This is a genomic window from Chitinophaga rhizosphaerae (assembly GCF_003958645.1).
GTDB classification, from domain to species: domain Bacteria; phylum Bacteroidota; class Bacteroidia; order Chitinophagales; family Chitinophagaceae; genus Chitinophaga; species Chitinophaga rhizosphaerae.
Genome location: NZ_RXLO01000009.1, coordinates 111,817 through 137,415 on the forward strand (window position 1 = coordinate 111,817; position 25,599 = coordinate 137,415).

Here is a 25,599-nt window from a genome sequence, read left to right on the forward strand (position 1 = left end):
AAAATCGCATATTTGCACACGATTATGTCCGATAAGTACCAGATGTTCGAAAACCGGCTGGCCAAGGTCTACAAGCACCTGGCCAAGACCGCCCGGCGGCAGGGGATCACCTGTTTCCGCCTTTACGACCGCGACCTGCCGGAATTCCCGCTCATCATCGAGCTGTATGAAGACAAGGTGTCTGTAGCCGAATACATCAGCTCGCACGGGATGGACGACGATGCGTACGACGCGTGGCTCGAGCAGAGCGTGGTTTCCGTCGGGAAAGTGCTGGAAGTGCCGCGGGAAGACATTTTCCTGCGTACCCGCCAGCGCAAGGCCGACCGGCAAAGCCAGTACGAAAAACTCAGCCTGGAGAAAGCGGAGATCCATGTGAAGGAAGACGGGCTGACGTTCAAAGTCAATCTTTCCGATTACCTCGATACCGGTCTTTTCCTCGACCATCGCATCACGCGGCATATGGTACGGGAGGAATCGGCGGGCAAGCACGTCCTCAACCTGTTCTGCTACACCGGATCTTTTTCCGTGTATGCCGCTGCCGGGGGAGCCGCTTCCGTTACGTCGGCCGACCTGTCCAAAACCTATCTCAAATGGGCGGAAGACAACTTGGAGCTCAACGGCATCTACGATCCTTCCAGGCATCATTACGTGCATGCAGACGTGTTGCAATATGTCGACGAATTGAAGATCAATACGTTCGACCTGGTGGTGATGGACCCGCCCACGTTCTCCAACAGCAAGCGCATGAAAGATTTCCTCGACATCCAGCGAGACCACGTAACGCTGATCAACAAGGTGCTCATGGCGATGAAGAAAGACGGCGTGCTGTATTTCAGCAACAACCTGCGCCGTTTCGAGCTGGACGAGCCCGCCATAGCAGCCAGTTCCATCAGGAATATCACAGCGCAAACCATTCCTTTCGATTTCCAGGGGAAGCTGCAACGGCATTGCTTCCGCATCACCAAATAACAGTATATGCTTACGGCCTTCGTACTGATCTACCTGCTCATCACCATTCTGATCGGCCGCTGGGCTGCGCGGCGGGTGAAAAGCGCCGGCGATTTCATCGTGGCGGGCCGAAGCCTTCCGTTGGGCATCAGTACCTGCGTGATCTTCGCCACCTGGTTCGGTTCGGAAACCTTGCTGGGCGCCACGAGCGAGTTTGCGCAGCATGGTTTGCCCGGGGTGATGGAAGACCCGTTCGGCGCATCGCTGTGTTTGCTGCTGGTGGGTTTATTTTACGCAAGGAAACTGTACCGCATCAACGTGCTGACGTTTTGCGATTATTTCCGGGTGCGTTTCGGGAAGAAAGCGGAGATCGTATCGGCCCTGCTGATGATCCCCTCCTACTTCGGCTGGATCGCGGCGCAGATCGTAGCCATGGGGATCGTAGTCAATACCGTGATGGGCGTTTCGCAGGAAACGGCCATGGTGGCCAGCGGGCTCATCGTGATGGGCTACACGTACATGGGCGGGATGTGGTCGGTTTCCATTACGGATTTCATGCAAACCATCATGATCATCATCGGCCTTCTCGTCATCACGTTTTTGGTGGTGAACGAGGCGGGCGGCGTTACTGCGGTGGTAGAACGCGCACCTGCGGGCACATTCCGCTTCTTCCCCGACCGCGATTGGCATAGCTGGCTGCATTATATGGCCGCGTGGTTCACGATCGGCCTGGGCTCCATTCCGCAGCAGGACGTATTTCAACGGTTGATGAGCTCCAAAAGCGAGCGGGTGGCGCAATACAGTTCGTACCTCGGCGCGCTGATGTACCTGGTGATCGGTTCGTTGCCGCTGCTGATCGTGCTTTGCGCGAAGCAGTTGTATCCCGGCCTTGGCGCAGCCGATACTTCCACCATCCTGCCCGACATGGTGATGCAGCACGGCAATCTTTTTATACAGATCCTCTTCTTCGGCGCACTGCTGTCTGCCATCATGAGTACCACCAGCGGGGCCATCCTCGCTCCTGCCACGGTGCTGGGCGAAAACCTCGTTAAACCGTTTTTCAAAGACATCAGCGATAAAAAGTTCCTGCTCATCATCCGGTTTTCGGTGGTGGTGGTTTCGCTCATTTCTATCGGCATGGCCTTCGCCAGCCAGGACATTTACGAGCTGGTGGCTTCGTCTTCCGTGCTGAGCCTCGTTTCGCTGTTCGTGCCGCTTACGGCGGGGCTGTACTGGAAACGCGCCAACCAGGCCGGCGCCAATTTGTCTATTTTGCTCGGTACGGCCGGTTATATTTATTCGGAATGGATGGATACCGCTACGCCGCCGCTGTTCGTGGGATTGTTGTGGAGCATTGCGGGGATGCTGATCGGGTCGCTGTTCTGGAAGCCGGGGCCACAGGATGTACCTGCTGCGTAAATGGCTACTTCAGCCACGGGGTATGCTTCTTCAGTTGTTTAATTAGTTTGAGGAATTCTCCGCGGTAACCGCCGGGATCGGGGCCCAACGAGCGCTTCGCGATGCGTGTTACCATTTCCACGCTCCCGTTGCCGGCGTATTGCGATTTGCGGAGCAACATGCCGAAAAGCGCCACGGAAGCCGCGAACCGGCAGTCGTCGGGCGCTTCGTCGAAACTGGAGACGGGGGAACTGATCATCTTTTCCAGCTGATATTGCTGCGCTTCCCCATCCGGCCGCCAGGTGAGCGAAACGGTTGCCAGTGGCCCGTCCGATTCGGGGTTTGCGGGTTCTATCTCGTACATCGCCACCACGCAATGCCCCGACCCCACAATTCCGCCGGCCACTTTCAAACTATCGCCGTTCTCTTCCTTGAGGATTTTGTTTTCGTAGCCCAACAGGCGGTAAGCCTTTACCCGACGCGCGTCAAACGTAACCTGGGCGTGCACTTCACGGGCCACGGTAAACAGCGTGGAGCCGAATTCCCGGGCAAAAACCTTGTTCGCTTCCTCCAGGTCGTCGATATACGCAAAATTTCCGTTGCCTTTACTGGCGAGGGTTTCCAGCTTCGAATCCTTGTAATCCTTCATCCCGAAACCGAGGCAGGTCAGCAATACGCCGCCTTCTTTCTGCTGCTCGATGAGGTCTTCCATATCCTGGTCGCTCGTTTGCCCGACGTTGAAATCCCCGTCTGTGGCCATGATGACGCGGTTGTTACCGCCCGGGATGAAGTTTTCGCCGGCGATGTGATACGCCATTTTGATGGCCGCTTCTCCTCCCGTGGCGCCACCGGCGCTCAGGTAATCGATGGCGTGGAGGATCTTTTCCTTCTGGTTGCCCGGAGTGCAGGGCAACACCAGGCCGGGCGTGCCGGCATAGGCCACGATGGCCACTTTGTCCCGCGGCCGAAGATTATTGACCAGCACCCGGAAAGCCGCCTGCAGCAAAGGGAGTTTGTTGGGTGGGCCCATACTGCCGGAGCAATCGATGAGGAACACGAGATTACTGGCAGGCAAACTGTCGGTCTCGATCTTCCGGGCCCGCACGGCCACCTGGAGCAGGTTGTGCCGGGGTTCCCAGGGGCAACCGGTATAATGGCTGTACATGGCGAACTGCGAATCCTTTCGCGGCAGCGGATAATTGTAATGGAAATAGTTCAGCATTTCCTCGATCCGTACCGCATCTACCGGCACGGGCTGTTTCAGCCGCGCAAACCGGCGCATATTGCTGTAGGCGGCCCGGTCTACGTCCAGCGCGAAGTCGGACACGGCGTTGCGGCGGGTTTCCACGAACTTGTTTTCGTATAGCCGGCCATAGGTTTCATCGAAAAAGCTGGTGATGGTGACGCCGAGGCTTGAGTAATTGGGATTGGAACTGGCGGCATAGCGCGCACGGGCCTTGGCCGTGGCAATCTCGTTGCCGGCGCCGGAACTTTTCTTTAGCGGACTGAGCTCAATAAGCATGCGGTCATGCTGAAGCGGCACGGATTTGCTGACGTAAGCGGGGTGCTCGAAAACCAGGTGGGTGCTGCCGTTGGGGACTTCTATCCTGAATAATCCGTATTGATTGGTCTGCACGGAAGCAGTGTCTGGCCAAACGGTGACCTTTACGCCCGATACCGGATCGTGCCGGAGGCTATCCTGCACGGCGCCGGTCACCACTTTTCGCTGTTGCGCCACTCCGATCATGCTCCAGCTTGCACAGAGAAACAACATGAGGAGCTTATACATCGAAATAATTTACATACACCGATATATAAATGTAAGCATTTCCTTGTTTCAACGGCCGCAGCGGCAAAAAATTACTCGGCCAGCTGGTAGATTTCGGGGAGATTCCGGCCCAGGCCGTCGTAATCGAGGCCATAGCCGAGGAGGAATTTGTTGGGAACGGAGAAGCCGAGATAGTCGATATTGACGGGATGCGTGAGGGCGTCGGGCTTGGTGAGCAGCGAAACCACCATGAGCTTTTCCGGCTGCTGGTGTTCCAGCTGTGGGAGGAACTGGCTGAGCGTTTTGCCCGTGTCCACGATATCTTCGAGGATCACCACGGTGCGGCCGAAAAGGTCTTCGTCGAGCCCGATGGCGGTAATGACGTTGCCGGTGGATTTGGTGCCTTTGTAAGACGCCAGTTTGATGAAGGAGATTTCCGCTTCGATGTGCAGATATTTGAATAAATCGGCAGCAAACATGAACGATCCGTTGAGGATGGCGATAAAAAGCGGTCGTTTCCCTTCGAGGTCGAGGCTGATCTGCTGCGCCATTTCCCTGATCCGCGCCTGCAGTTTCTCTTCAGTGATATAGGGGACGAACTTCTTATCATGTACCTGGATCATCGTATGTATTCGGTTTAGCGGTTATTTTTTCACGATCAGTTGTTGACCGATCTTGATGGCATTGTCTTGCAGGTTGTTCCATTGCTGCAGTTGCGCCACGGTGCAGCCGTATTGTCGGGAGATGCTGTACAGCGTTTCCTTTTCACCTACGGTGTGCGTTTGTTCGCGGGAGGAGGTTTGCGCGCCTGCTTTCTTGAGGTCTTCGATCATGCCGGGGGGCAGGGCCGACGGGGCTTTTTCCGGTGCGGGCGGCGGCGGTGCGGGCCGGTTTTCCGCAACGGCCGGGGCCGAGGCTTTCTCGATTTCCTTTTTGATATCCTGGATGATCTCGCGGGGCTTCAGGTCTTCGTGCTCGTCCACTTTCGCAACGGAATTGCTGCCGAGGCGCGGCTTGGCGGATGCGTACCCGTCCAGCGCGATGCGTTCCCCGGGCGCGGGCTGTTCGCCTTCCTGGAGCTTGTTGCGGCGGCGCACCCAGCGGAGCTGCACCCCTTCCGCCTGGGCGATGTCGTGCAGGGTTTCTCCTGCCGCCACAATGTGGAAGTCGTTGGAGCCGCGCTTGCTTTTGCTTTGCAGGAAGATGACCATATCTTTTTCCAGGGGCAGGTCGGCCGCGAGGTCGTTATATTTCAGCAAAGAACTGAGGCGGATGTTCCGGGCGGAAGCCACCTGGATCAGCGCCGTTCCCTTCTTAACAAAGATGGCTTTGCGATTGTTGATGCGGAACTCGCCGGTTTCGGGATACTTCTTCGCGGGTGCGGCGGCCGTCACCACCGGGCGGGAGGCCGATGAAGGCTGCGCGGGGGTGTAGGAACCGGGGTCTGCTGCGAAAACGTCGCCGGTCCTGATCTCGCCCTTGCCCATCGCGATGTCTGTGTATTGCTGGAGCTGGTAAGTTTCGATGATCTGGATGAGCTGCTGCGGATACGTGCGGCTGGTGGCGTAGCCTGCCGTTTTCAAACCGTACGCCCAGGCTTTATAATCGTTCGGATTGAGATCGAACAGGAATTTGTATCGGGGATTGTTGCGGAGGAACTCGGAATGGTCTTTCCAGGATTCCTGCGGCGAACCGTATTTGCGGAAGCATTCGCCGCGGGCGTCATCGTCGTACGAAACGCTGGGGCCGGTCCAGTTATTTTTGCATTTGATGCCGAAGTGGTTGTTACTGTTCAGGCAGAGCCATCCGTTGCCGGACTGCGTTTCCAGGATGCCCTGTGCGAGTTTGATGGATGCGGGAACGCCGGAGCGGCGCATTTCCTCCATCGCGATCAGCTTGTACGTGTCGATGTACTGTTGGGTGCTGATGGTTTGGGCAAAGCTCTTGATGGCTCCGCCAAGCAGCAAACAGATGGCCAGGCAGTATGACTTCACTTGCATTATATGTCGAATTTAATGGGTCGAATTATTTTTTGCGGATGAGGAGCACCCCATCGCGCAGGGTGAGCAGCAGCGTTTCGGCGCGCTCGTCTGCCACGGCCTTTTCCACGAAGCGGACCATGGCTTTGGCGTTGTTGCTTTGTTCGGTTTCCGGCAATACCACTTCTCCGTGATAAAGCACATTGTCGGCCAGCATGAACCCTCCGGGCCGGAGCTTCTCCCACACCAGATCGTAATACCCGATATACCCGGCCTTGTCTGCATCGATGAAAACAAGGTCGAACGTTTCGTTGAATTGCGGGATGATGCCGGCGGCTTTGCCGATGTGCTGGGTGATTTTCCGGGTAAGACCGGCCTCTGCGATATAGCGAGCCGCCATGTCTTCCAGCTCTTCATTTACATCGATGGTATGCAGCATGCCGTCTTCCGTGAGGCCCTGGGCAAGGCATATCGCAGAATAACCGGTGTAGGTACCGATTTCCAGGATGCGGCGCGGCCGGAGCATGTGGCTCACCATCGACAAAAAAATCCCCTGCACGTGCCCGCTCAACATATGCGGTTGGTCCACCTTCAGGAAGGTTTCCCTGTGGAGGCGATATAACAGGTCCGCTTCCGGACTGGTATACTTCTCTGCAAACGCCTGAATATCCCCGGGTATTACCTCCATTCCTGATTTTTTTGCAAACCTAAGCAATTATCAAGTAAATGCGATATATGTGAAGGATTGAAAATAAATCGAGCCTGATAGTAATACCAGGCTCTTTACCCCATGTTAACCATTAAAGACACAACTATTGACCATATACTAATGCGTTTAATGGTCCATTTAGGCTGTGACTTTATAAATATATATGCAATTCCAACATCATGCATAAATATATTTCATGTGTATATAACTTAAAACTAATTTAAAAATTGGGGCGTAATTTGTTGGATGCGTAGAACTCGCGGAAGTAGTCCACTACCTCGTCTGCCGTGTCGAACACCTTCAGCAGGTTGAGATCTTCGGGGTGGATATTACTTTCCTTTTTCATCATCACATTATCGATCCAGTCGAGCAATCCGCCCCAATATTCGCTGCCCACGAGCACGAGCGGCGTTTCGGTCATCTTTTTCGTTTGGATGAGGGTGGCCACTTCGAAGAATTCGTCCATCGTGCCGAATCCGCCGGGCATCATGACGAAGCCCTGGGAGTATTTGGTGAACATGACTTTGCGCACGAAGAAATAATCGAAGTTGAGGCTTTTATCGCGGTCGAGGAAAGGGTTGGCGTATTGTTCGTGCGGCAGCTCGATGTTGAGGCCCACGCTGGTCCCGTTAGCCAGTTGCGCGCCTTTGTTGGCCGCTTCCATGATGCCGGGGCCGCCGCCGGAAATGATGCCGAACCCGTCTTCCGCCAATCGCCTTGCCACCTCGCAGGCCAGCTCGTAGTAAGGGTTTCCGGAGCGCGTTCTCGCCGAGCCGAAGATGGAAATACAGGGGCCTATCTTGGCGAGGGCTTCGAACCCTTCCACGAATTCGGCCATGATTTTGAATATCTGCCAGCTCGAATGCGCTTTCGTTTCCGTCCAATCGCGCATCTTCAAATTCTTTAACGTATCATTCATCTGCTATTCATTTTGTTACTGTAATCTACACTTTTTTACTGCAGTGCGGGCAGGGCGTTCTTTTTGCGGGAGAACAACCATAAACCAATATACGTAAACAGGCCGTTCACGATCAGCAATTCATTGCCGAATTTATACCCGCCCATCCATTGTTCCGAATATTGCTTGAGGATAAAGCACAGCAACGGGGAAACGAGGCAAACGATGAGGGAACCGTAATCGAGGATGGGCCGCTTGTTCAGTATCCCGAAGGCGAAAAGCCCCAGCATCGGCCCGTATGTGATGGTAGCGAGGAACAGCACGGTATCGATGATCGCATCGTTGTTGAACTCGCGGAACAGCAGGATCGTGACCAGCAAAGCCACGGCGCAACCCACATGGATCGCGTTCTTGATATGTTTACGCCGCGCGTCGATCCCGTCTGTCGGATACCCCAGGATGTCGATATAAAAAGAAGTGGTAAGCGTCGTCAGCACACTGTCTGCACTGGAGAACGTAGCCGCCGTGAGGCCCACGATGAAAATCACCGACGCGAACGTGCCCAGGTGTTGCAGTGCCAGCAGCGGGAACACCTGGTCGGTAGCCGGCCCGCCCTTCGCCGTCAGCGGCATGGGGATATTGTTGGCATGCAGGTATTGATAAAGCAGTATCCCCAGGCTCAGGAAAAACACATTCACGACGAGCTGCATGATGCTGAAAGAATAAATGTTCTTCTGCGCTTCCTTCAGCGAGCGGCAACTCAGGTTCTTCTGCATCATATTCTGATCGAGCCCCGTCATCGTTACGGCGATCATCATCCCGCCGAAAAATTCCTTCGGGAAGAAATTCCCTGCTTTCCAATCCCAGAAAAATGTTTTGGAATGCGGACTGCCGGCGACGTTGGAGACCAGATCCCCCAGCCCCCAGTTCAGATCCCGGCAGATCACCACGATGGTCAGCACCACGGCCAGGAGCAGGAATATGGACTGCATGGCGTCTGTCCACACGAGGGTTTTAATACCGCCGCGATAGGTATACACCAGCATCAGCGCGATCATGATGGAAACCGACAGCGCGAACGGGATCCCGTAATAATCGAACACGAACAACTGCAACACGCCCGCCACGAGGAAGAGCCTTGCCGCCGCGCCCACGAGGCGCGACAGGATAAAGAACATCGCCCCCGTTTTCTGCGTCACCGGCCCGAACCGCTGCTGCAAGTACGTGTAGATCGAAGTCAGGTTCCGGTTATAATACAACGGCAACAGCACCGTGGCGATCACGATGTATCCGAGAATATATCCCAAAATCGTTTGCAGGTACGAGAAGGAAGCTACTTCCACCTTGCCCGGTACGGAAATGAAAGTGACGCCAGACAGGGAGTCGCTGATCATCCCGATGGCCACGAGGTACCAGACGGAGTTCCGGTTCCCGATGAAATACGACTGCTCGTCGACCTTCCGGGTGGTGAGGTAAGACACCAACAATAACATGATAAAATAGCAGGCTATGAAAAGGACAAAAATCCCGGGTGATATTGGCGACATTACGTAAGTATAGTTTAAACCCAATAAAAATAGGGATTTCCGCATAAAAACGCATAAAAACGCATAAAAAAAGGGCCTACTGAAAAGCAGGCCCTGTAGCATATCACAAATACGGGAAATTATTCCACGGCGGTCACGTCGCGCGCGAGGCCGAAAGACAATGTCATGCCGGCTCCTCCCATCCCGTTCACGATGGTGACGCCGGGTTCGGGGTGCAGGACGAGATCATGGCCGCCGTTGGTCAGTTTCGGATATATGCCGTGCCAACGCTCCTGGATGCCCATGGTGGGCGCCTGGAGGAAGGTGTTGATGAATTGAAGGATGAGGTCGTTGATGTGCTCCTTGTCGAAGGGGTCTACCGCCAGACCGTATTCGTGGGAGTCTCCCAGCGAAAGCTCACCGGCCCCGTTCTGCGTCACCATGAGGTGGATGCCGTACTTCACATATTCCGGCAAAGTGGCGTCCACACGCTTTTTCACGGCTTTGAGGCCGGGGCAGTGGGCGAAAGACGCATAGTGCAGCATCGACATGCCCGTTACCAGCGTAGGGCCCAGTTGCCAGCCATCGGGTTGGGGAACGGTGCGCATCATCTGGAGCTTGCAACGCGTGAGGGGCGCCGCGGCGAAGATATCGGGATACAAGGTTTCGAAGTCGTACCCTGTGCAGACGTACACCTTATTCACTTTCCACTTTTCGTTTTTCGTTTCGATATGCGGCAGTTGGATACCGTTGACGGCAGTGCCGAACCGGAAGGTGACGCCATGTTCGCTTTCGAGCCAGGCAGCGAGGCGGGCGCAGGCTTCGCGGGGGTCTATGGTGATCTCGAGGGGGCTCCAAAGCGCGGCTTTCAGACCCTCGGGCCGGAAAGCCCTGCTGCGGCCTGTTGCGGCTTCCGGCGTGAGGATTTCGGCGTCGCGGCTGGAGGTGGACACGAATTCTTCGAGAACGCCGGCTTCGTCGGCATGATAGGCCAGCAAAAGCGAACCGGACTCCTCGGCGGGGAGGCCCGTTGCCCGGGCCAGCTGTTGCCAGATACCGCGGCCGTAAAGCGCACGGTCGTAGATATGGCCGTCTTGCTGCCCCAGCGTCCAGACGTTTCCGAAATTGCGGTATGAAGCGCCCAGCGCACGGGGGCTCCGCTCGAACACGACCACTTTCCGGCCTTTCAATGCCAGGTGGTACGCCGTGGCCAGGCCAACGATGCCTGCGCCGATGACTGCTGTATCTGCTTGCTGGTACATGCAACAAATATAGCAGTATTTGTAAATAATTGTTTAGTTATTCTTAACCCTTAACAGAGATTTAAAACCCGAAGTTCCCGCCGACGGAAAACACGGGGCGGTTGCGGTAAGGGGAGTTATTATCCTGCAGTACGTCGTACAGCAGCATAATCACCAGGGCCGAATTGCCGCCGATGGGTTGGGCATACCCCCCGCCAAGCAGTAGGCTGGGCGCGTTGAATTTTGCTTTTATCGTATGCGGAGGGTCCGTATAATATTTGCTTTTCAGGCTGATGGAGTTGAATTCGGGTTGGGCGTGCACGAAGAGCATTTCCAGCGGGTAATACCTTCCCCAGATGCCGCCGCCCAGGATGGAGGAATTATCTTTTTGGGTAACGGTATTGTATCCGCGGTATTTCTCCCAGGTGAATTGGGCGTTGATATTAATACCTGCGGCGAATTTCGGGCTGAATCGATACCCGATCATCGGCGACACGTTCAGCAGCGAATAATCGCCGAAAGCGAAGCCGAAGTTGCCGCCCGCCATCAGTTTGGAAGCGTCGAACCCGCGGGAAGTATCCACGCGGTAGGGGTTTTGCGCGAAAGCGAATTGTAAGGAAAGCAGGAATGCTGCAAAAAGGTAAATCCTTTTCATGTGCACCGTTTTATTACACGGCTAAATTATCGGTTTTTTCCCGACGGCCGTTCAACATTAACTTTTTCTTTATCAGAAAGAAGGGCAAAGCGTATACCGCTTGGCGTGGGAGAAACTCCGGTTGGGGTACAGGCCCAGGTACAGCAGGCTCACTTCGTATGCCCCTTGCCGTTTGTTGGCCGCTGAAAGGGCACTGGTGGTCACATCATAATTGAACATCAACCTGAAATTCGCCACCTGGTAGCCAACAAGCAGCGCCGCAGCGTCTTTCAGCCGGTAATAAGCCCCGCCGAAAAGCTGCTGGTTACCGTCGCCGGAAAGGTTGTAGGCCGCATAGGCGCCGAACATCGTTTCGCTGACGTTCGCCTGCCGCGCGTAGTACGCGCCCGGGTTGAGGATCACTTTATCGCTCATCTTGAGGCTCGCGTTCAAAAAGCCGATATACCTGCGCTCGATCTGGTTGTTGCCGTCGTAAAAGGATTCGCGGGGTGTGTTGACGTGGTGTACGGAAAATCCGCCGTTCACATATACCAGCTCATTGGGAAAGAACGCATAATTCATCCCCACCTGCAGATCCAGGTATCCCACGGAAGCCTGCGTGAAGGGCTCTCCGGAAAACATCTGCGAATCGAAGAACTGTCCGTTCCATTGCGACCCGAACGTCAGTTTGCTCAAATCCACCCGCTTGTCTGCATATCCTACATTAAAACCTGCAGACAGCAGGCTGCTTTGCCCGAGGAGCTGGTGATACGCTACAGACCCGTACGCTTTGGTACTGGCCAGGTTGCCGCTGCCCGCCACATCGCGGAGGATCATGCCGCCCAGGCCCACCCAGCCATACGTGAGCCGGTCGCGGAAAAGCTGGAAGTCGCCGAATACGGACATGGTTTTATACGGCACGGGAATCGTTGCCCACTGGTTGCGGTAATTGACGCCGATACGATAGTTGCCGTCCGGGATAAACCCGGTATTGGCAGGGTTGGTAGACAAGGGTGAATTGAAGAACTGCGAAAAATGCAGGTCCTGCGCTACGGCCGGGAAAGCCGCCCCAAGGCAACAAACGAATAATATATGGTATACAGCTTTTCTCATAGCCCGCTATCTTAACAATGTTACGTTTCCTGTTTTCGTGATCTTGCTCCCGTCCGTAAATTCGATATTCAATACAAACGCGTAGGCATCCATCGGCTGCACCGTTCCGTTGAAACGGCCATCCCATCCCAGTTTCTGATCGTTCGACTGGAACATCAGCTGCCCCCAGCGGTTGAAGACTTTCATGTCGTACCGTACTATACCGAACCCTTTGATTTCCCACTTGTCATTAATACCATCGCCGTTCGGGGAGAAGGCGGTGGGTACGTCGTACAGCGGGTTCACGATCGCCGAAACTTCCTGGCAAACGGAATCTTCACAACCGAATTCCGTATAGGCCGTCAGGCAAACTTCGTAAATACCGGAACGCAGGTACTGGTGTGTGGGGTTCGGATCGGTAGAGGAATTCCCGTCCCCGAAATCCCAACGGTACCGTACGGCATTGCGTGATTCGTTGGTGAACGTGGTAGGCGTATTCTCGACAGGCTTGGTAGGCAGGAAGGAATATCCGGCGGTAGGACCGGGCAACACGGTAATGAAGCCGGTCGTATCGTCCTGCAAATTGCAGGTATTGGGGTCGAACGCGCGGAGGCGGACCTGGTACCGGCCGGGTGTTGTATACGTATGCGTGGGATAGATTTCGTCCGAAGTCGGGCTTCCGTCCCCGAAATCCCACTCAAACGTAACACCGCCTTTCGAGATATTGTCGAAATGTGCGGTGAACGGCGCACAGGAGCTGTCCTGAACATTGAAAAGCGCCACCACGTTTGCCGCCACCCGCAACTGGATCGCCCTTTCTTCCGGCGCGTTGCAATAATTCGTATCTACCAGCCGCAGGCGAACGGTATATAAACCTTCTTGCGCATAACGGTGCGTTTGCACCTGCAGGCCCGCTCTTACCAGCGGCGTATTATCCCCGAAATCCCACACGAAAGAAGTATCGGTAAATGGCTTGCCCGCCGGCGCCGTGGAGGTATTGGTAAACAGGTACTCCAGCGCCGTGCAGGGCGGCTGGCGCTGCTCGGTAAAGTTCACAGTTGCCTGGTCGTTGCGGACCCGCAGCGGCAGGTACGCCGTATCATATACGTTACAACTCGCCGGATCGTATTTCACGAGCATGACGTTGTAGTCGCCGATGTTGTTGTATCGGTGCTGCATCGTAGGACTGGTATTCCTGATCTCGGGCGTTCCGTCCCCGAAATTCCATATCCAGGCGGTGGCATTCACGTTGGTAGTATCGATAAACGTAATATCGGCCGGTGCGCAATAGTTGCGTCTCCGCTCCGCCGTGGTGAACCCGGCCCGCACGCCATCGAGGTTGAACGCGATCTTGAGGGACCCGAGGTTACAGTAATCGGTCATCCCGGTATAATACGAGCCCGGTGTGCTGGGGAAACGCGTTCTCCGCGGCAGGTCGAGCTGGCAGGAAGCGCAAATGGCCTGGTAGATGACGCCGTTGCGGTCGAACCGGCTGGTGCCCCCGTCTACGTGCTCCGCCAACCCGTTCCCCCCGAAATAGGTCCCGTACAATATGCCGAGCGCATCGCGCTTCATCACGAAGAAATAAAAATCGTCGCCGTCCGTGCGCGACTGCCGTGCGTCCGGCGTAATGGGCAGGCCGCGGGTATTGGAGGCGTTGAACCCTCCGTTCAGCCGTCCGCCCCAACCCGACACGTACACGTTCTCGCAACGGTCTACGAGGAACGCCACGGGAGAAATGCTGGGCGTGGGGCCCGCCTTACCGAAAGTGGTGGAATAAATGATATCTGACAGGTTGGGCCTGAGCTTGGTGATGAACTGGCGGGAATTGTCGTTATAAAAAGTAGGCGTACCGGCTGGCTGTTTGATAGGCCAGTTGCCTTCGGTAGTGCCCATCACATAGACGTTGCGGTTTCTGTCCAGCTGAATGCCGTACACCTGGTCGGCCTTCCCGTTATCCGAGCCCATGAAAGTGGATGCGATGATGTTCCTGCCGTCAGACGATAATTCGGTGATATAGCCGTCGCAGGCGCCGCCGCGGTAGGTATTGTACACGCCGTTCCGCGTGGGGAAGTTGTTGCTGGCGGTGCCGCCGGCCACGTATACGGTATTTCCCCCGTTGACGGCGAGTACATAAGCCGCGTCTTCCTGGCTGCCGCCGAGGAACGTGGCCCAGATCACGGCATTACAGTTGGGGTTGATCTTGATGACCACCGCATCCTGCCTGCCGCCCCCGTAAGTACCCTGTACCACGCCTGCGGTCGTCAGGAAATCCTGCGATTGGGTAGACCCCGCGATATAAATATTCCCGTTGCCATCGAGCACTACTTCGCTGCGGGCGTCGTCGCCGTAGTTGCGGAGCAGCCCGTCGATACCGGAAACTTTATTGGGCTGCATGTTGGCGCCGTCCGTCCCCGTTCCGCCGATGCGGATAGAGCCGATGATGGCGGTGCCGTTGGCATTGAGCTTGGTCACCACGATATCGTGCCCGCCGCCGGGGCCGTGGGTATTGGGCGCAGGGTAGCTGCCACCCGAGTTGCTGCGGCCGGAAATCACGAGGTTGCCGGCGCCGTCCGCATAGAGGGAATGCGGCTGGTCTTCCCCGCCGCCGCCGATATAGGTGCTGTAAATGATCCTGCTGCCGGTGGGGTTGAATTTCGTGATGCCGATATCGTATTTGCCGCCGTTGAAAGAATCGTCTACCGCCCCGGGAGAAAGCGGGTAACCGGGCCCGAAGACGATGCCGCCGCCGTAAAAGTTGCCGGCGTCGTCATAGGTGGCGGTGAAGCCCCAGTTGTCTGCGCGCGAACCGGTCAGCGTGGCGAACACGACCACGGGGTCTATCACCAACGGGTATTGCTGATCGTACCGGCCGGATACGCTGAAGCTCAGCTCGTTGCCTTTCAGCCTGTATTGTACGTTTACTTTTTTGCGTTGATTATCGATGAGTTGGTAGGCGTAAGGTTGCAGCTCCATGATCTCTCCTACCGAGGTCTGGATATGCAGATTCCCTTTTTTCAGGGCGAGGGATTGCGCGCCGGTATATTGCATCCGGATGGCGGAGGGGTCTCCGCCGGGGCGCACGATCAGGTCGTATTTCAATTGACCGCTTTCGGAGTACACCTGCATATCGATGTTCCGGTAGAGGTTTTCGTAACCTACGGACGTAAACGAAGAAAGGCCGGATTTCCAGCGCGATGGGTCGTTACCGATAAAATAGTTGATATTCTCCCGGGAAGGTTTGGATGGGGAGATGACCGGGTTGGAGTTTGCGTTGAGGAAGGAAATATCATACACATGCCCCCTCACCTTCCCGGGAACATATCCGCCGCCGCCGCCAACGGCGCCATTACCCGTTCCGGGCTGTTGCGCTCCGGCGGACCGGGTGCCGAATTTCCCGCCGTCGGGATTATAAGTGGTATCTCCGCTGCGGGGGTGGCCATGGTTGGCTTCTACCATCCGCCGCATGTCGTCCGGGTTGTAGAACAACATCCGGATGGCGTTCTTTTTCAGGAAGATATTACCGCCACCGAGGTTGGCGCGGTAGACGAAGTCGCCGTCCCACTGCCCTTTATTCTCAATGAATTCGATCGCGGAACGCATGGCACCGTGGTCGTGCGCCGCTTCCTGAGACCATGTTTTCCCGGCGATCAACACCAGTATTCCGATCTGTAGCAGGCTGAAAATTCTGATAGGGCGAGTAGATTTCAAGACGGTATAAATTTTTTAAAGATGGTCCCTTAAAACTAGTATACTTTAATAAACGGACGGGAGCAGTAAAATGTTACGGTCCGGGATTTGGTTGGCGACCGGCAGTGGACGGTTCACAATTAGGTATCAGGCGGGCTCAACATGCAAAACAAACCATCCCTGCCGGTCATTCCATGATGAACAACGCAAAAGCCGTCAGGATATTTTACTCCATGCCGATTTTGACCGTTGGGTGGCGAGAAAATCGTGTAACGGGCCGTTTTCAGGGAGGGTAAGATCGGGATCTTCCGAAAGGATTTTCTCCGCCACTTCGCGGGCTGCGGCCAGTATGGCGCGGTCCTGGACGATGTCGGCCAGCTTGAGGTCGAGCAGGCCGCTCTGCCGGGTGCCCTCGATATCGCCGGGCCCCCTCAGTTCCATGTCTTTCTCGGAAATGACGAACCCGTCGTTCGTCTGTACCATCACCTTTACCCGCTCCTGCGAATCCTTGCCGATCTTGTTACCTGTCATCAAAATGCAGTAACTCTGTTCCGCCCCGCGCCCCACGCGCCCCCGCAGCTGGTGTAACTGCGACAGCCCGAAACGCTCCGTGCTTTCGATCACCATCACCGAAGCGTTGGGCACGTTCACCCCTACTTCGATCACCGTGGTGGCCACCATGATCTGGGTGTCGTTCGTCACGAAACGGTGCATATTCGCTTCCTTCTGGTCTTGCGGCTGCTTGCCGTGGACCATGCTGATGTAATATTTTGGCTCCGGGAAAAAGGCTTTCACTTCCTCATATCCCTTCGTCAGGTTTTCGAAATCCAGGCTGGCCGATTCCTCGATCAGCGGATACACTATATATGCCTGCCGCCCCTTCCTCACTTCCTCCTTGATGAAATCCATCACCTGCGGACGTTGATACTCAGTCTTATGTATCGTGGTGATCGGCTTTCTGCCCGGCGGCATTTCGTCGATCACAGACACGTCGAGGTCGCCGTAAACGGTCATGGCCAGTGTCCGCGGGATAGGCGTGGCGGTCATGACGAGGATGTGCGGCGGCGTGTCGCTTTTTTCCCATAGCCTTGCCCGTTGCGCCACACCGAAGCGGTGCTGCTCGTCTACGATGGCCATGCCCAGCTTCTTGAAAACCACTTCCTTTTCCAGCAGGGCGTGGGTGCCGATGAGGATGTGGATATTGCCTTCTGCCGCGGCGGCGAGGATTTCCTTGCGGGCCTTGCCTTTGATATTGCCGGTTAGCAGCGCAACGTTGACGGGCATATCTTTCAGGAGCCCGGAAATGCCTTTGAAGTGCTGCTGCGCGAGGATTTCGGTGGGCGCCATGAGGCATCCCTGGAATCCATTGTCTATGGCGATGAGCAGCGACAGCAGCGCCACCATCGTTTTGCCGCTGCCTACGTCTCCCTGCACGAGCCGGTTCATCTGGTGGCCGGTGGTGGTATCTTTCCGGATTTCCTTCAGCACGCGTTTTTGCGCGCCCGTCAGCGGGAAAGGCAGGTATTGATTATAAAAAGTATTAAAAACATCGCCTACGGCGTTGAAAACGAAGCCATGGGAATTTTTATGCCGGCGGATTTTGAGCCGGAGGATGCGGACCTGCGCCACAAAAAGCTCTTCGAACTTCAGCCGGCGCTGCGCCTGCCGGGCTTCTTCCTCGCTGGCGGGGAGGTGTATCTTGAAATAAGCCTGCGCGCGCGGCATGAGCCGGTACAGTTGCAAAACGGGCGCGGGAATGTTTTCGCGGATTTCGGACAGGGAAAGCTGTTCGAGCAGGTTGCGGGTCAGCTTGCCGATGGCTTTGGCGGTGAGGCCCCGCGCCTTGAGTTTTTCCGTGGTGTAATAAACGGGCTCCAGCGTCTGTTTCCCGTCTGCCGTAGCCTCGGTCAGCAATTCCATGTCGGGATGGGAAATCTGCAACTTGCCGTTGAACTGCGACATGCGGCCGTACACGAGGTACTGCACGTTTTCGCGAAGCGATTTTTCCATCCATTGCCATCCCTGGAACCAGACCAGTTCCAAACGGCTGGTTTCGTCCTGGAAAGTGGCTACCAAGCGTTTGGCGCGCTTCTCTCCTACCACTTCCATGTGCGTGATGCGCCCACGGATCTGGACGAATTCTTCCATCCCGCTGAGCTCGCGGATTTTGTCGATACGGGTGCGGTCGATATACCGGAACGGGAAATATTCGAGCAGGTCGCGGAAGGTGTGGATATTGATTTCCTTGCGCAGCAGCTCTCCCCGCTGGGGGCCTACGCCCTTCAGGTATTCGATCGGATTGTTCAATATGGATGCGATGAAACTCACGGCTGATTCGAAGGTACGAAGTACGGCAATTTAAGAGGAAATGGCAAACGCTCCGTGTCATAAAAAAGCCCGGAAGCCATGGCTTCCGGGCTGATATCTTATGTTAAGGTCCGGCCGGATTAATCGGCGGATGCTTCTACCTTACCTTCAACGAATTGCTTCATCCACTCTGTAGTCACGGATTTCGGACGTTCGAGGGAAAGGCCGAGCGCGCGGTCCCAGCAAAGGGAAGCGAGTACGCCCAGCGCGCGGGACACGCCGAACAGCACGGTGTAGAATTCGTATTCCTTCAGGCCGTAGTGCAGGAGCAGCGCGCCGGAGTGCGCGTCTACGTTGGGCCAGGGGTTTTTAACCTTGCCGAGGTCGCCCAGGATGCCGGGAACGGTATCGTATACGCTCCAAACGATCTGGACCAGCTCGTCGCTGGCCAGGTGTTTCTTCGCAAATTCCTGTTGCGCGGTGAAGCGGGGATCGGTTTTGCGGAGAACGGCATGACCGTAACCCGGTACTACCTTGCCTTCCGACAGTGTTTTCTTGACAAACGCCGCGATCTGTTCTTTGGAGGGAACGCCGCCACCCAGTTCTTCGCGCATGTCGAGGATCCATTTGATCACTTCCTGGTTGGCCAGGCCGTGGAGCGGACCTGCGAGGCCGTTCATACCGGCTGCGAACGACAGGTAAGCGTCGCTGAGGGCGGAGCCTACGAGGTGCGTCGTGTGGGCGCTCACGTTACCACCTTCGTGGTCTGCGTGGATAACCATGTACAGGCGCATCAGTTCCTTGAACCCTTCGTCTTCATAGCCGAGCATGTGGGCGAAGTTGGCAGCCCAGTCGAGCATGCCATCGGGCTGAATATGCTGGTCGTTCTTGTATTTGCGGCGATAGATATATGCAGCTACGCGGGGGAGGCGGGCGATGAGGTTCAGGGTGTCCTCATACATATAGCTCCAGTAATCCTTTTTGTTTATGCCTTCGGCGTAAGCTTTGGCGAAAACGGATTCGGTTTGCAGCGCCATCACGGCCACGGTGAACATGGTCATGGGGTGCGCGTTGAGCGGAAGTGCGTTGATGGCGTCGAACACGTGGTTGGGCACGTGAGAGCGGCGGCCGAGCACACTGCTGAGGTTCTGAACATCTGCTTCCGTGGGCAGTTCTCCGATCAGCATCAGGTAAAACAGGCCTTCGGGCAGGGGCTCCGCGCCTCCGGGAGCTTTCGGGAGATGTTCGCGCAACTCGGGGATGGAATATCCGCGGAAACGGATACCCTCGTTCGCATCCAGCAGGGACGTTTCCGTTACCAGCCCTGTAATGCCACGCATGCCCTGGTATGCCTGGGCCACTGTAACATCGTCCAATTTCTTTGTTCCATGATTCTTGAGCAGGTCCTTAACCTCTGCGCCCAGTTCATCTGCCTTTGCCTTGAATTTCTCTTTTATATAACTCATTTTCCCACAATGATTTAGAAAAATTAACGTAATCGATCAATGAACAAAAGTAATGATTAAAAAATTAAATCCCGCCGTTTAAAGACAGATTTAACGGAGGAATTCCGGTTTTTGGCTGAAAATGGTCAGCCGGGTTACTTGGGCGCCCTTAAATAGAGATAAAAGGCCAGTCCGGCGAAAACAAAGTTGGGAATCCATGCCGCCAGAAGAGGATCGAGGTCGGCTTTTGTGGCGAATACGGTGGAGAATTGCATGAAAAGGATATACGTAGCGCTGATCACGATCCCTATCGCCAGGTGCAGCCCGCTCCCGCCCCGCACCTTCCGGCTGGAGAGGATGGCGCCGATCAGTACCAGGATCACCACTGCCACGGCGGCCGACGTCCGCCGGTACTTCTCTACATAATATACATTGAGCCCCTCCGCCCCGCGCAACTCCTCCATTTCCAGGTAACGGTCCAGCTCGGGCGTGGTCATCGCCTCTTGTTTGTTCTTCACCTCGATCAGTTCGGACGGTTCCAGCGAAAGTTTCAGCGCCGTGTCCTGCCGAGTGGTAAACGTTTCCTTCATTCCGTTGATCTTCCTTTCGGTGACGCCTTCCAGCTTCCACTTTTTAGTGGCGGTATCATAATTCACCCTTTCCGCGCGCAGCGTATAGAGCAGTTTCTGCTCGTCGATACGGTTGAGGATGAAGCTGGAGCCCGTCCGGTAATTGGGATCGTAATATCCGAAAGTGATGTAGGTATTCGTGTCTACACGGAGCGACTTGTCTTCCAAAGCTTTATGTTCCTTGGGCGCGCTCACGTATTTGGCTTCGAAAGTGGTGCGGATGCGGTTGGCGCGGGGCACCACCCATTGGTTGGCAGCCCAGAGAATGCCACCGAAGAGGACGGCGCCTACCCAGTAAGGCCGCAGGAACCGGCGGAAGCTCACGCCGGCGCTGAGGATGGCCACGATCTCCGTGCGGTAGGCCATTTTGGAGGTGAAAAAAATCACCGAAATGAAAATGAAAAGCGGGAACAGCAGCGCTGCGATATGCGGGATGAAGCCGATATAATAGTTCATGAACACGAACCCGAAAGAGAGATCGTGCTCCAGGAAGTCGTCGATCTTCTCCGTGATGTCGATCACCACGGAAATGACCAGCAGCACCATCAGCGAGTAAATAAAGGTACCGATGAACTTACGTAATATATACCAGTCGATCTTCTTCATATGGATTTTTCGGAACGGCCATGCCGCCAGGTTGCAAAGCTAACATTCCCGGCGGATTGCCGGGGCAATATATCGTATACCGATCAATTTTAACATACTTGTTACAGGCGCGTCTGCAACTGCGGCACCATCTTCCGTTTCCATTCCCCGTAAGTGCCGGCCAGGATCTGCTGCCGGGCGGTTTTTACGAGGTCCAGATAAAACGCCAGGTTGTGGATGCTCGCCAGCGTGAGGGCCAGGAACTCGCCGGCCACGAAAAGGTGGCGCAGGTAGGCCCGGGTATAGTTCTGGCTGGCGAAGCAGGGCGTTTTGGCGTCGATCGCCGAAAAATCTTCCGCCCATTTCTTATTCTTGATGTTCACGACACCGTCCCACGTAAACAACATCCCGTTGCGGCCGTTGCGGGTGGGCATCACGCAGTCGAACATATCGATGCCGAGCGCTATATTATTAAGGATGTTCCAGGGTGTGCCAACGCCCATGAGGTAGCGGGGTTTCTCTTTCGGGAGGAGCTCCGTCACGATGCCGCACATCTCGTACATTTCGTTTTCGGGCTCGCCCACGCTGAGGCCCCCGATGGCGTTGCCGGCGCAATTACGGCTGGCGATGGCTTCGGCGGAGGCGCGGCGGAGATCTTTATACGTACTGCCCTGCACGATGGGGAACAGCGTTTGCTCGTGCCCGTACGCGGGACCGGTTTCCGCGAGGCGGCGGATGCAGCGGTCGAGCCAGCGATGGGTCAGCTCCATGCTTTTTTTGGCATATTTGTATTCGCTGGGGTACGGCGGGCATTCATCGAACGCCATAATGATATCGGCCCCGATGCTGCGCTGGATGTCCATGACATTTTCGGGGGTGAACAGGTGGCGGGATCCGTCGATATGGCTTTGGAACACAACGCCTTCTTCCTTGATCTTGCGGTTGGCGGCGAGGGAAAACACCTGGTATCCGCCGGAGTCTGTGAGGATGGGGCGTTCCCAGCCGTTGAACTTGTGGAGGCCGCCGGCTTTTTCAAGGACGCCGGTGCCGGGGCGGAGGTAAAGGTGATAGGTGTTGCCGAGGATGATCTGCGCGTTGATATCGCTGCGGAGCTGTTCCTGGGTAATGGCCTTCACGGAGCCGACGGTGCCCACGGGCATGAAGATCGGCGTTTCGATGGCGCCATGGTCCGTGGTGATGACCCCGGCTCTTGCGCCCGAGGGGTCTGTGGTAATCAGTTTGAAATCCAAAGCCTCGCTGTTTTTTTCAGGACGCAAAGGTATTGAATTTAAAATTGTCCCCGAATTGACTGTACATTTGCTGCCGCCCGGCAAATTCCGGTTTCGCACCCCGTCGTGGATATATTAATTTTTTCCACAACATTATATAGATAAATAAAAACATATATTTTTGACCCTTATGTCAGATAATCTGGGCTTGATCTTCTTCTATACTTTCGCCGCGATCGCGGGCATCCAGGTATTGTATTACCTGATATTTTTTTCCCGCGTAGCGTTTTACCGCCGCGATTTCGACCTCGACCATCCGCCAGCCGAAGACATGTCGGTCATCATCTGCGCAAAAAACGAGGAAAGGAGCCTTCCCATGAACCTCCCCACCGTGCTGCAGCAGCGGTACCATGTGCACGCCACCCCGTCTTACGAAGTGATTGTGGTGAACGACAATTCGGAAGACGATTCCAAATATTACCTCGCCTCTATCGAGAACGGTTATCCACATTACCGCCACATCGAGATCAAGCAGGCCGCCAAATTCATTCCCGGCAAAAAATACCCCCTGTCCATCGGAATCAAAGGCGCGAAGCACGACACGGTGGTGCTGACGGACGCCGACTGCAAACCGGGTTCCATCCACTGGCTGTCGATGATGGCGCAGGGATTCGCCGGCGGCAAGGAGATCGTGCTGGGATATGGCCCCTATTACAAGAAACCCGGCTTCCTGAACAAGGTCATCCGTTACGAGACCTTCTTCAGCGCCCTCCAGTACCTGTCTTTCGCCCTTTCCGGCATCCCGTATATGGGCGTAGGCCGTAACCTGGCGTATAAGAAAGACCTGTTTTTCCGCCACAAAGGCTTCACCGCACACCAGCATATCGCTTCGGGCGACGATGACCTGTTCGTGAACCGCGCCGCTACCAGCAAGAACACCGGTGTGGTGATCGACAAAATGGCATTCGCCTATTCCGAGCCGAAGCGCAAGTGGAAGCACTGGTTCAGCCAGAAAACCCGGCACATGTCTACGGGCCGCTATTACCGCCCGGTACACAAATTCCTGCTGGGGCTCTTCTCCCTCACGCATTTCCTCTTCTACCCGGCTCTCGTGCTCGCGCTGTTTTATACGCCCATGCTGTATTTCACGCTCGGCATCCTGGGGCTTCGGATCATCACCCAAACCGTCATTTCCGGCTTCGCCCTCAAAACCCTCGACGAGCGCGACCTGTTCTGGTACGTTTGGCTGATGGACATTCTCATGTTCCTATATTATGTTATCTTCACGCCCGCGTTGTTCTTCGCGAAAGGAAAGAACAAGTGGAAATAGCATGGAGCAGATTTTAAAGTATTTCAGTGATTTTACCCCCCGGCAGCTCGAGCAGTTCGAACAGCTGGGGCCTTTATACAAAGAGTGGAACGAGAAGATCAACGTGATCTCCCGGAAAGACATCGAGTCCCTTTACGAAAAGCATGTGCTTCACTCCCTGGCCATCGCCGCCGTGGCCGATCTGCCCGCCGGCTGGCAGGTGGTGGACCTGGGCACGGGGGGCGGCTTCCCCGGCATTCCCCTGGCGATCTTCTTCCCTGAAGTGAAGTTCCATCTCGTAGACTCGATCGGTAAAAAACTGAAAGTGGTGGAAGCGGTCGCGGAAGGGTTGGAACTGAAAAACGTGACCGTCCAGCACACCCGTGTAGAAGATATCAGGAACCGTAAGTTCGACCTGGTGGTTTCCCGCGCGGTGGCGCCCCTGAAAGACCTTTGGCGCTGGAGCAAACCCCTCATCAAAAAACCCGCGGCAGCCGGCCCCACCGGCCTCATTTGCCTCAAAGGCGGCGACCTGGCCGCCGAGATCAGCGAAAGCGGCGTACGCCCCAAAATGGTGCCGATCTATAAACTCTTCCCCGAAGAATTTTTCCAGGAAAAATACGTGGTGTCGGTCCAATAGTCAGAACCCGGCCTGCTCGCCGGTATGGCTGTATTCCGTTTCCAATGTGGCGTGAACGATGTTGAGCGATTCGAGCAGCTGCTTGAGGTCGCGCTTCACCCGTTCCACCTCCTCCCCCGTCAGCGCCTCATCTATCGTTACGTGCGCCGTCAGCGCGTTTTCCGTGGTGCTCACGGCCCAGATGTGGACGTGATGCATGTCTACCACCCCGGGAATCCCCCGCGCCTGTTCCTCCACCTTTTCCACCGTAATGCCGCCCGGAACGCCGTCGAGCGACAGGCGCAGGCTGTCCCGCATCAGTCCCCAGGTGCTGTACACGATCACGATCATCACGAGCAGGCTCACGGCGGCGTCTATCCAGAACCATCCGGTAAACAGTATCGCGAGCCCCGCCATCACGGTGCCCAGCGAAACGAGGGCGTCTGCCACCAGGTGGAGGTATGCGCCCTTGATATTCAGGTCTTTATCTTTATCTTTCAGGAACAGCAGCGCGGAAGCGGCATTGATGAGGATGCCCACCCCGGCCACGACGGCCACCGTTCCCCCGGCCAGCGGCACCGGATGTTGCAGCCGGCGGATCGCCGATACGCCGATAGCGCCCACGGCCACCAGGAGAATGACGGCATTCAATAATGAAATGAGGATGGTACTTTTTCGGTAGCCGTACGTATACTGTGAGGTTGGCGGGATGCGCGCCAGCCGGAAGGCCACCAACGACAGGCCCAGGCTGGCCACGTCGCTCAGGTTATGGCCTGCGTCTGACAGCAGTGCCAGCGAACCTGTAGCCACGCCCATGGCGGCTTCCACGGTCACGAACAGGAGGTTCAGGCCGATCCCTATGAGGAAAGCCCGGTTCAGCTGGCCGGATAGCGGTGTGGAAGATGGGGCGTGGTCGTGCATCATATAAAATTACAAGGACCGGTAAAAAAAGTTCGGAAATCCTACAATATGCGGCCTACCCGTTCGTCTTTAACCATAAGATGAACGAGTGGCTCTCCATAAAAAAACCCATGGCCCTGGAACAAAACGAGCGCATACAGCGAACGGTGGAAAAAGAACGCCAACGGCTCCTGCAATTCATCCGGAAACGGGTGGACGACAGCGCCGATGCGGAAGATATTCTGCAAGACGTGCTGTACCAGTTCACCCAGTACCTCCGCGGAGGCTCGCCGATCGAATCCCTCACCGGATGGCTCTTCGCCGTAGCCCGCAACCGCATAACAGACTGGTTCCGAAAGAAGAAGGAAGACCGTTTCTCCGACCACGCACTCGAGGGCGCGGATGGAGACGGCCCCCTCTACCTGTCAGACATCCTCGCCGCGGCGGATTCCCGGACCGATGAGCCCATGCTCCGCAAGTTCATGTCGGAAGCCATCACGGAAGCGATCGACGAACTACCGGAAGATCAACGGTTTGTATTCCTTCAGCACGAAGTCGAAGGCAAACCTTTCAAACAGATCGCGGAAATGACCGGTGTGCCCGTCAACACACTGCTCTCCCGCAAAAGATACGCCGTGCTTTACCTCCGGGAAAGGCTGGCACAATTGTATAACGAATTGAAAAACGTATAAT

Annotated in this window: 20 protein-coding genes; 5 read left to right on the forward strand and 15 right to left on the reverse strand. The window is 55.7% G+C overall.

The window, feature by feature from the left end; all coding sequences use genetic code 11:
- Positions 1–12 precede the first annotated feature (12 nt).
- Together EJ361_RS19920 and EJ361_RS19925 are read left to right on the forward strand one after the other, a co-directional pair.
- A complete protein-coding gene (locus EJ361_RS19920; protein ID WP_240646688.1) occupies positions 13–969 on the forward strand; it encodes a class I SAM-dependent methyltransferase in 957 nt (318 codons plus the stop codon).
- Between the two features lie 6 nt (positions 970–975).
- Positions 976–2,367 carry a sodium:solute symporter family protein gene (locus EJ361_RS19925; protein ID WP_126247545.1) on the forward strand — a complete coding sequence of 464 codons (1,392 nt, stop codon included), beginning with the start codon at positions 976–978 and terminating at the stop codon, positions 2,365–2,367.
- Between the two features lie 4 nt (positions 2,368–2,371).
- Here the strand turns inward: EJ361_RS19925 and EJ361_RS19930 are convergent, their stop codons facing one another.
- From EJ361_RS19930 to tgt, 14 genes are all read right to left on the reverse strand, one after another.
- Entirely contained in the window at positions 2,372–4,135 is a 1,764-nt protein-coding gene (locus EJ361_RS19930; protein ID WP_126247547.1) for a vWA domain-containing protein, read from the reverse strand.
- Between the two features lie 71 nt (positions 4,136–4,206).
- On the reverse strand, positions 4,207–4,737 hold the full coding sequence (hpt, locus tag EJ361_RS19935; RefSeq protein ID WP_126247549.1) for a hypoxanthine phosphoribosyltransferase: 531 nt from the start codon (positions 4,735–4,737) through the stop codon (positions 4,207–4,209).
- Positions 4,738–4,758: 21 nt separating this feature from the next.
- Entirely contained in the window at positions 4,759–6,114 is a 1,356-nt protein-coding gene (locus EJ361_RS19940) for a glucosaminidase domain-containing protein (RefSeq protein ID WP_126247551.1), read from the reverse strand.
- A 25-nt stretch (positions 6,115–6,139) separates the two neighbouring features.
- Positions 6,140–6,781, reverse strand: a complete 642-nt coding sequence (locus EJ361_RS19945) for an O-methyltransferase (protein WP_126247553.1) — start codon at positions 6,779–6,781, stop codon at positions 6,140–6,142.
- Positions 6,782–7,022: 241 nt separating this feature from the next.
- A complete protein-coding gene (locus EJ361_RS19950; protein ID WP_126247555.1) occupies positions 7,023–7,721 on the reverse strand; it encodes an LOG family protein in 699 nt (232 codons plus the stop codon).
- A 35-nt stretch (positions 7,722–7,756) separates the two neighbouring features.
- Complete coding sequence (locus EJ361_RS19955; RefSeq protein WP_205687060.1) at positions 7,757–9,193, reverse strand: sodium:solute symporter; 1,437 nt, start codon at positions 9,191–9,193, stop codon at positions 7,757–7,759.
- A gap of 173 nt (positions 9,194–9,366) precedes the next feature.
- Positions 9,367–10,488, reverse strand: a complete 1,122-nt coding sequence (locus EJ361_RS19960) for a TIGR03364 family FAD-dependent oxidoreductase (RefSeq protein WP_126247557.1) — start codon at positions 10,486–10,488, stop codon at positions 9,367–9,369.
- 61 nt (positions 10,489–10,549) lie between these two features.
- Positions 10,550–11,122 carry a hypothetical protein gene (locus EJ361_RS19965; RefSeq protein WP_126247559.1) on the reverse strand — a complete coding sequence of 191 codons (573 nt, stop codon included), beginning with the start codon at positions 11,120–11,122 and terminating at the stop codon, positions 10,550–10,552.
- A 72-nt stretch (positions 11,123–11,194) separates the two neighbouring features.
- Positions 11,195–12,214: a PorP/SprF family type IX secretion system membrane protein gene (locus EJ361_RS19970; protein ID WP_126247561.1), complete on the reverse strand. Its 1,020-nt coding sequence runs from the start codon at positions 12,212–12,214 to the stop codon at positions 11,195–11,197.
- 6 nt (positions 12,215–12,220) lie between these two features.
- Complete coding sequence (locus tag EJ361_RS19975) at positions 12,221–15,904, reverse strand: DUF7948 domain-containing protein (RefSeq protein WP_126247563.1); 3,684 nt, start codon at positions 15,902–15,904, stop codon at positions 12,221–12,223.
- A gap of 195 nt (positions 15,905–16,099) precedes the next feature.
- On the reverse strand, positions 16,100–18,190 hold the full coding sequence (gene recG, locus EJ361_RS19980; RefSeq protein WP_240646689.1) for an ATP-dependent DNA helicase RecG: 2,091 nt from the start codon (positions 18,188–18,190) through the stop codon (positions 16,100–16,102).
- Positions 18,191–18,330: 140 nt separating this feature from the next.
- Positions 18,331–19,656 carry a citrate (Si)-synthase, eukaryotic gene (locus tag EJ361_RS19985; protein ID WP_126247568.1) on the reverse strand — a complete coding sequence of 442 codons (1,326 nt, stop codon included), beginning with the start codon at positions 19,654–19,656 and terminating at the stop codon, positions 18,331–18,333.
- Positions 19,657–19,790: 134 nt separating this feature from the next.
- Positions 19,791–20,870, reverse strand: coding sequence for an LptF/LptG family permease (locus EJ361_RS19990; protein WP_126247570.1), 1,080 nt, complete (start codon positions 20,868–20,870; stop codon positions 19,791–19,793).
- 101 nt (positions 20,871–20,971) lie between these two features.
- Positions 20,972–22,099 (reverse strand): tRNA guanosine(34) transglycosylase Tgt, encoded by a 1,128-nt coding sequence (gene tgt / locus EJ361_RS19995; RefSeq protein WP_126247572.1) that lies wholly within the window; start codon positions 22,097–22,099, stop codon positions 20,972–20,974.
- A 169-nt stretch (positions 22,100–22,268) separates the two neighbouring features.
- Here tgt and EJ361_RS20000 point away from each other — a divergent pair, with 169 nt between their 5' ends.
- A complete protein-coding gene (locus tag EJ361_RS20000) occupies positions 22,269–23,408 on the forward strand; it encodes a glycosyltransferase (protein WP_126247574.1) in 1,140 nt (379 codons plus the stop codon).
- A 1-nt stretch (position 23,409) separates the two neighbouring features.
- Entirely contained in the window at positions 23,410–24,027 is a 618-nt protein-coding gene (gene rsmG / locus EJ361_RS20005; RefSeq protein WP_240646690.1) for a 16S rRNA (guanine(527)-N(7))-methyltransferase RsmG, read from the forward strand.
- Here rsmG and EJ361_RS20010 read toward each other — a convergent pair whose 3' ends face one another.
- The gene (locus tag EJ361_RS20010; RefSeq protein WP_205687061.1) at positions 24,028–24,927 is read right to left on the reverse strand and encodes a cation diffusion facilitator family transporter; all 900 of its coding nucleotides are present in this window, start codon (positions 24,925–24,927) and stop codon (positions 24,028–24,030) included.
- 110 nt (positions 24,928–25,037) lie between these two features.
- On the opposite strand from EJ361_RS20010, the gene EJ361_RS20015 reads away from it, so the two are divergent.
- Positions 25,038–25,598, forward strand: coding sequence for an RNA polymerase sigma factor (locus EJ361_RS20015; RefSeq protein WP_126247580.1), 561 nt, complete (start codon positions 25,038–25,040; stop codon positions 25,596–25,598).
- The last annotated feature ends 1 nt before the right edge of the window (position 25,599 follow it).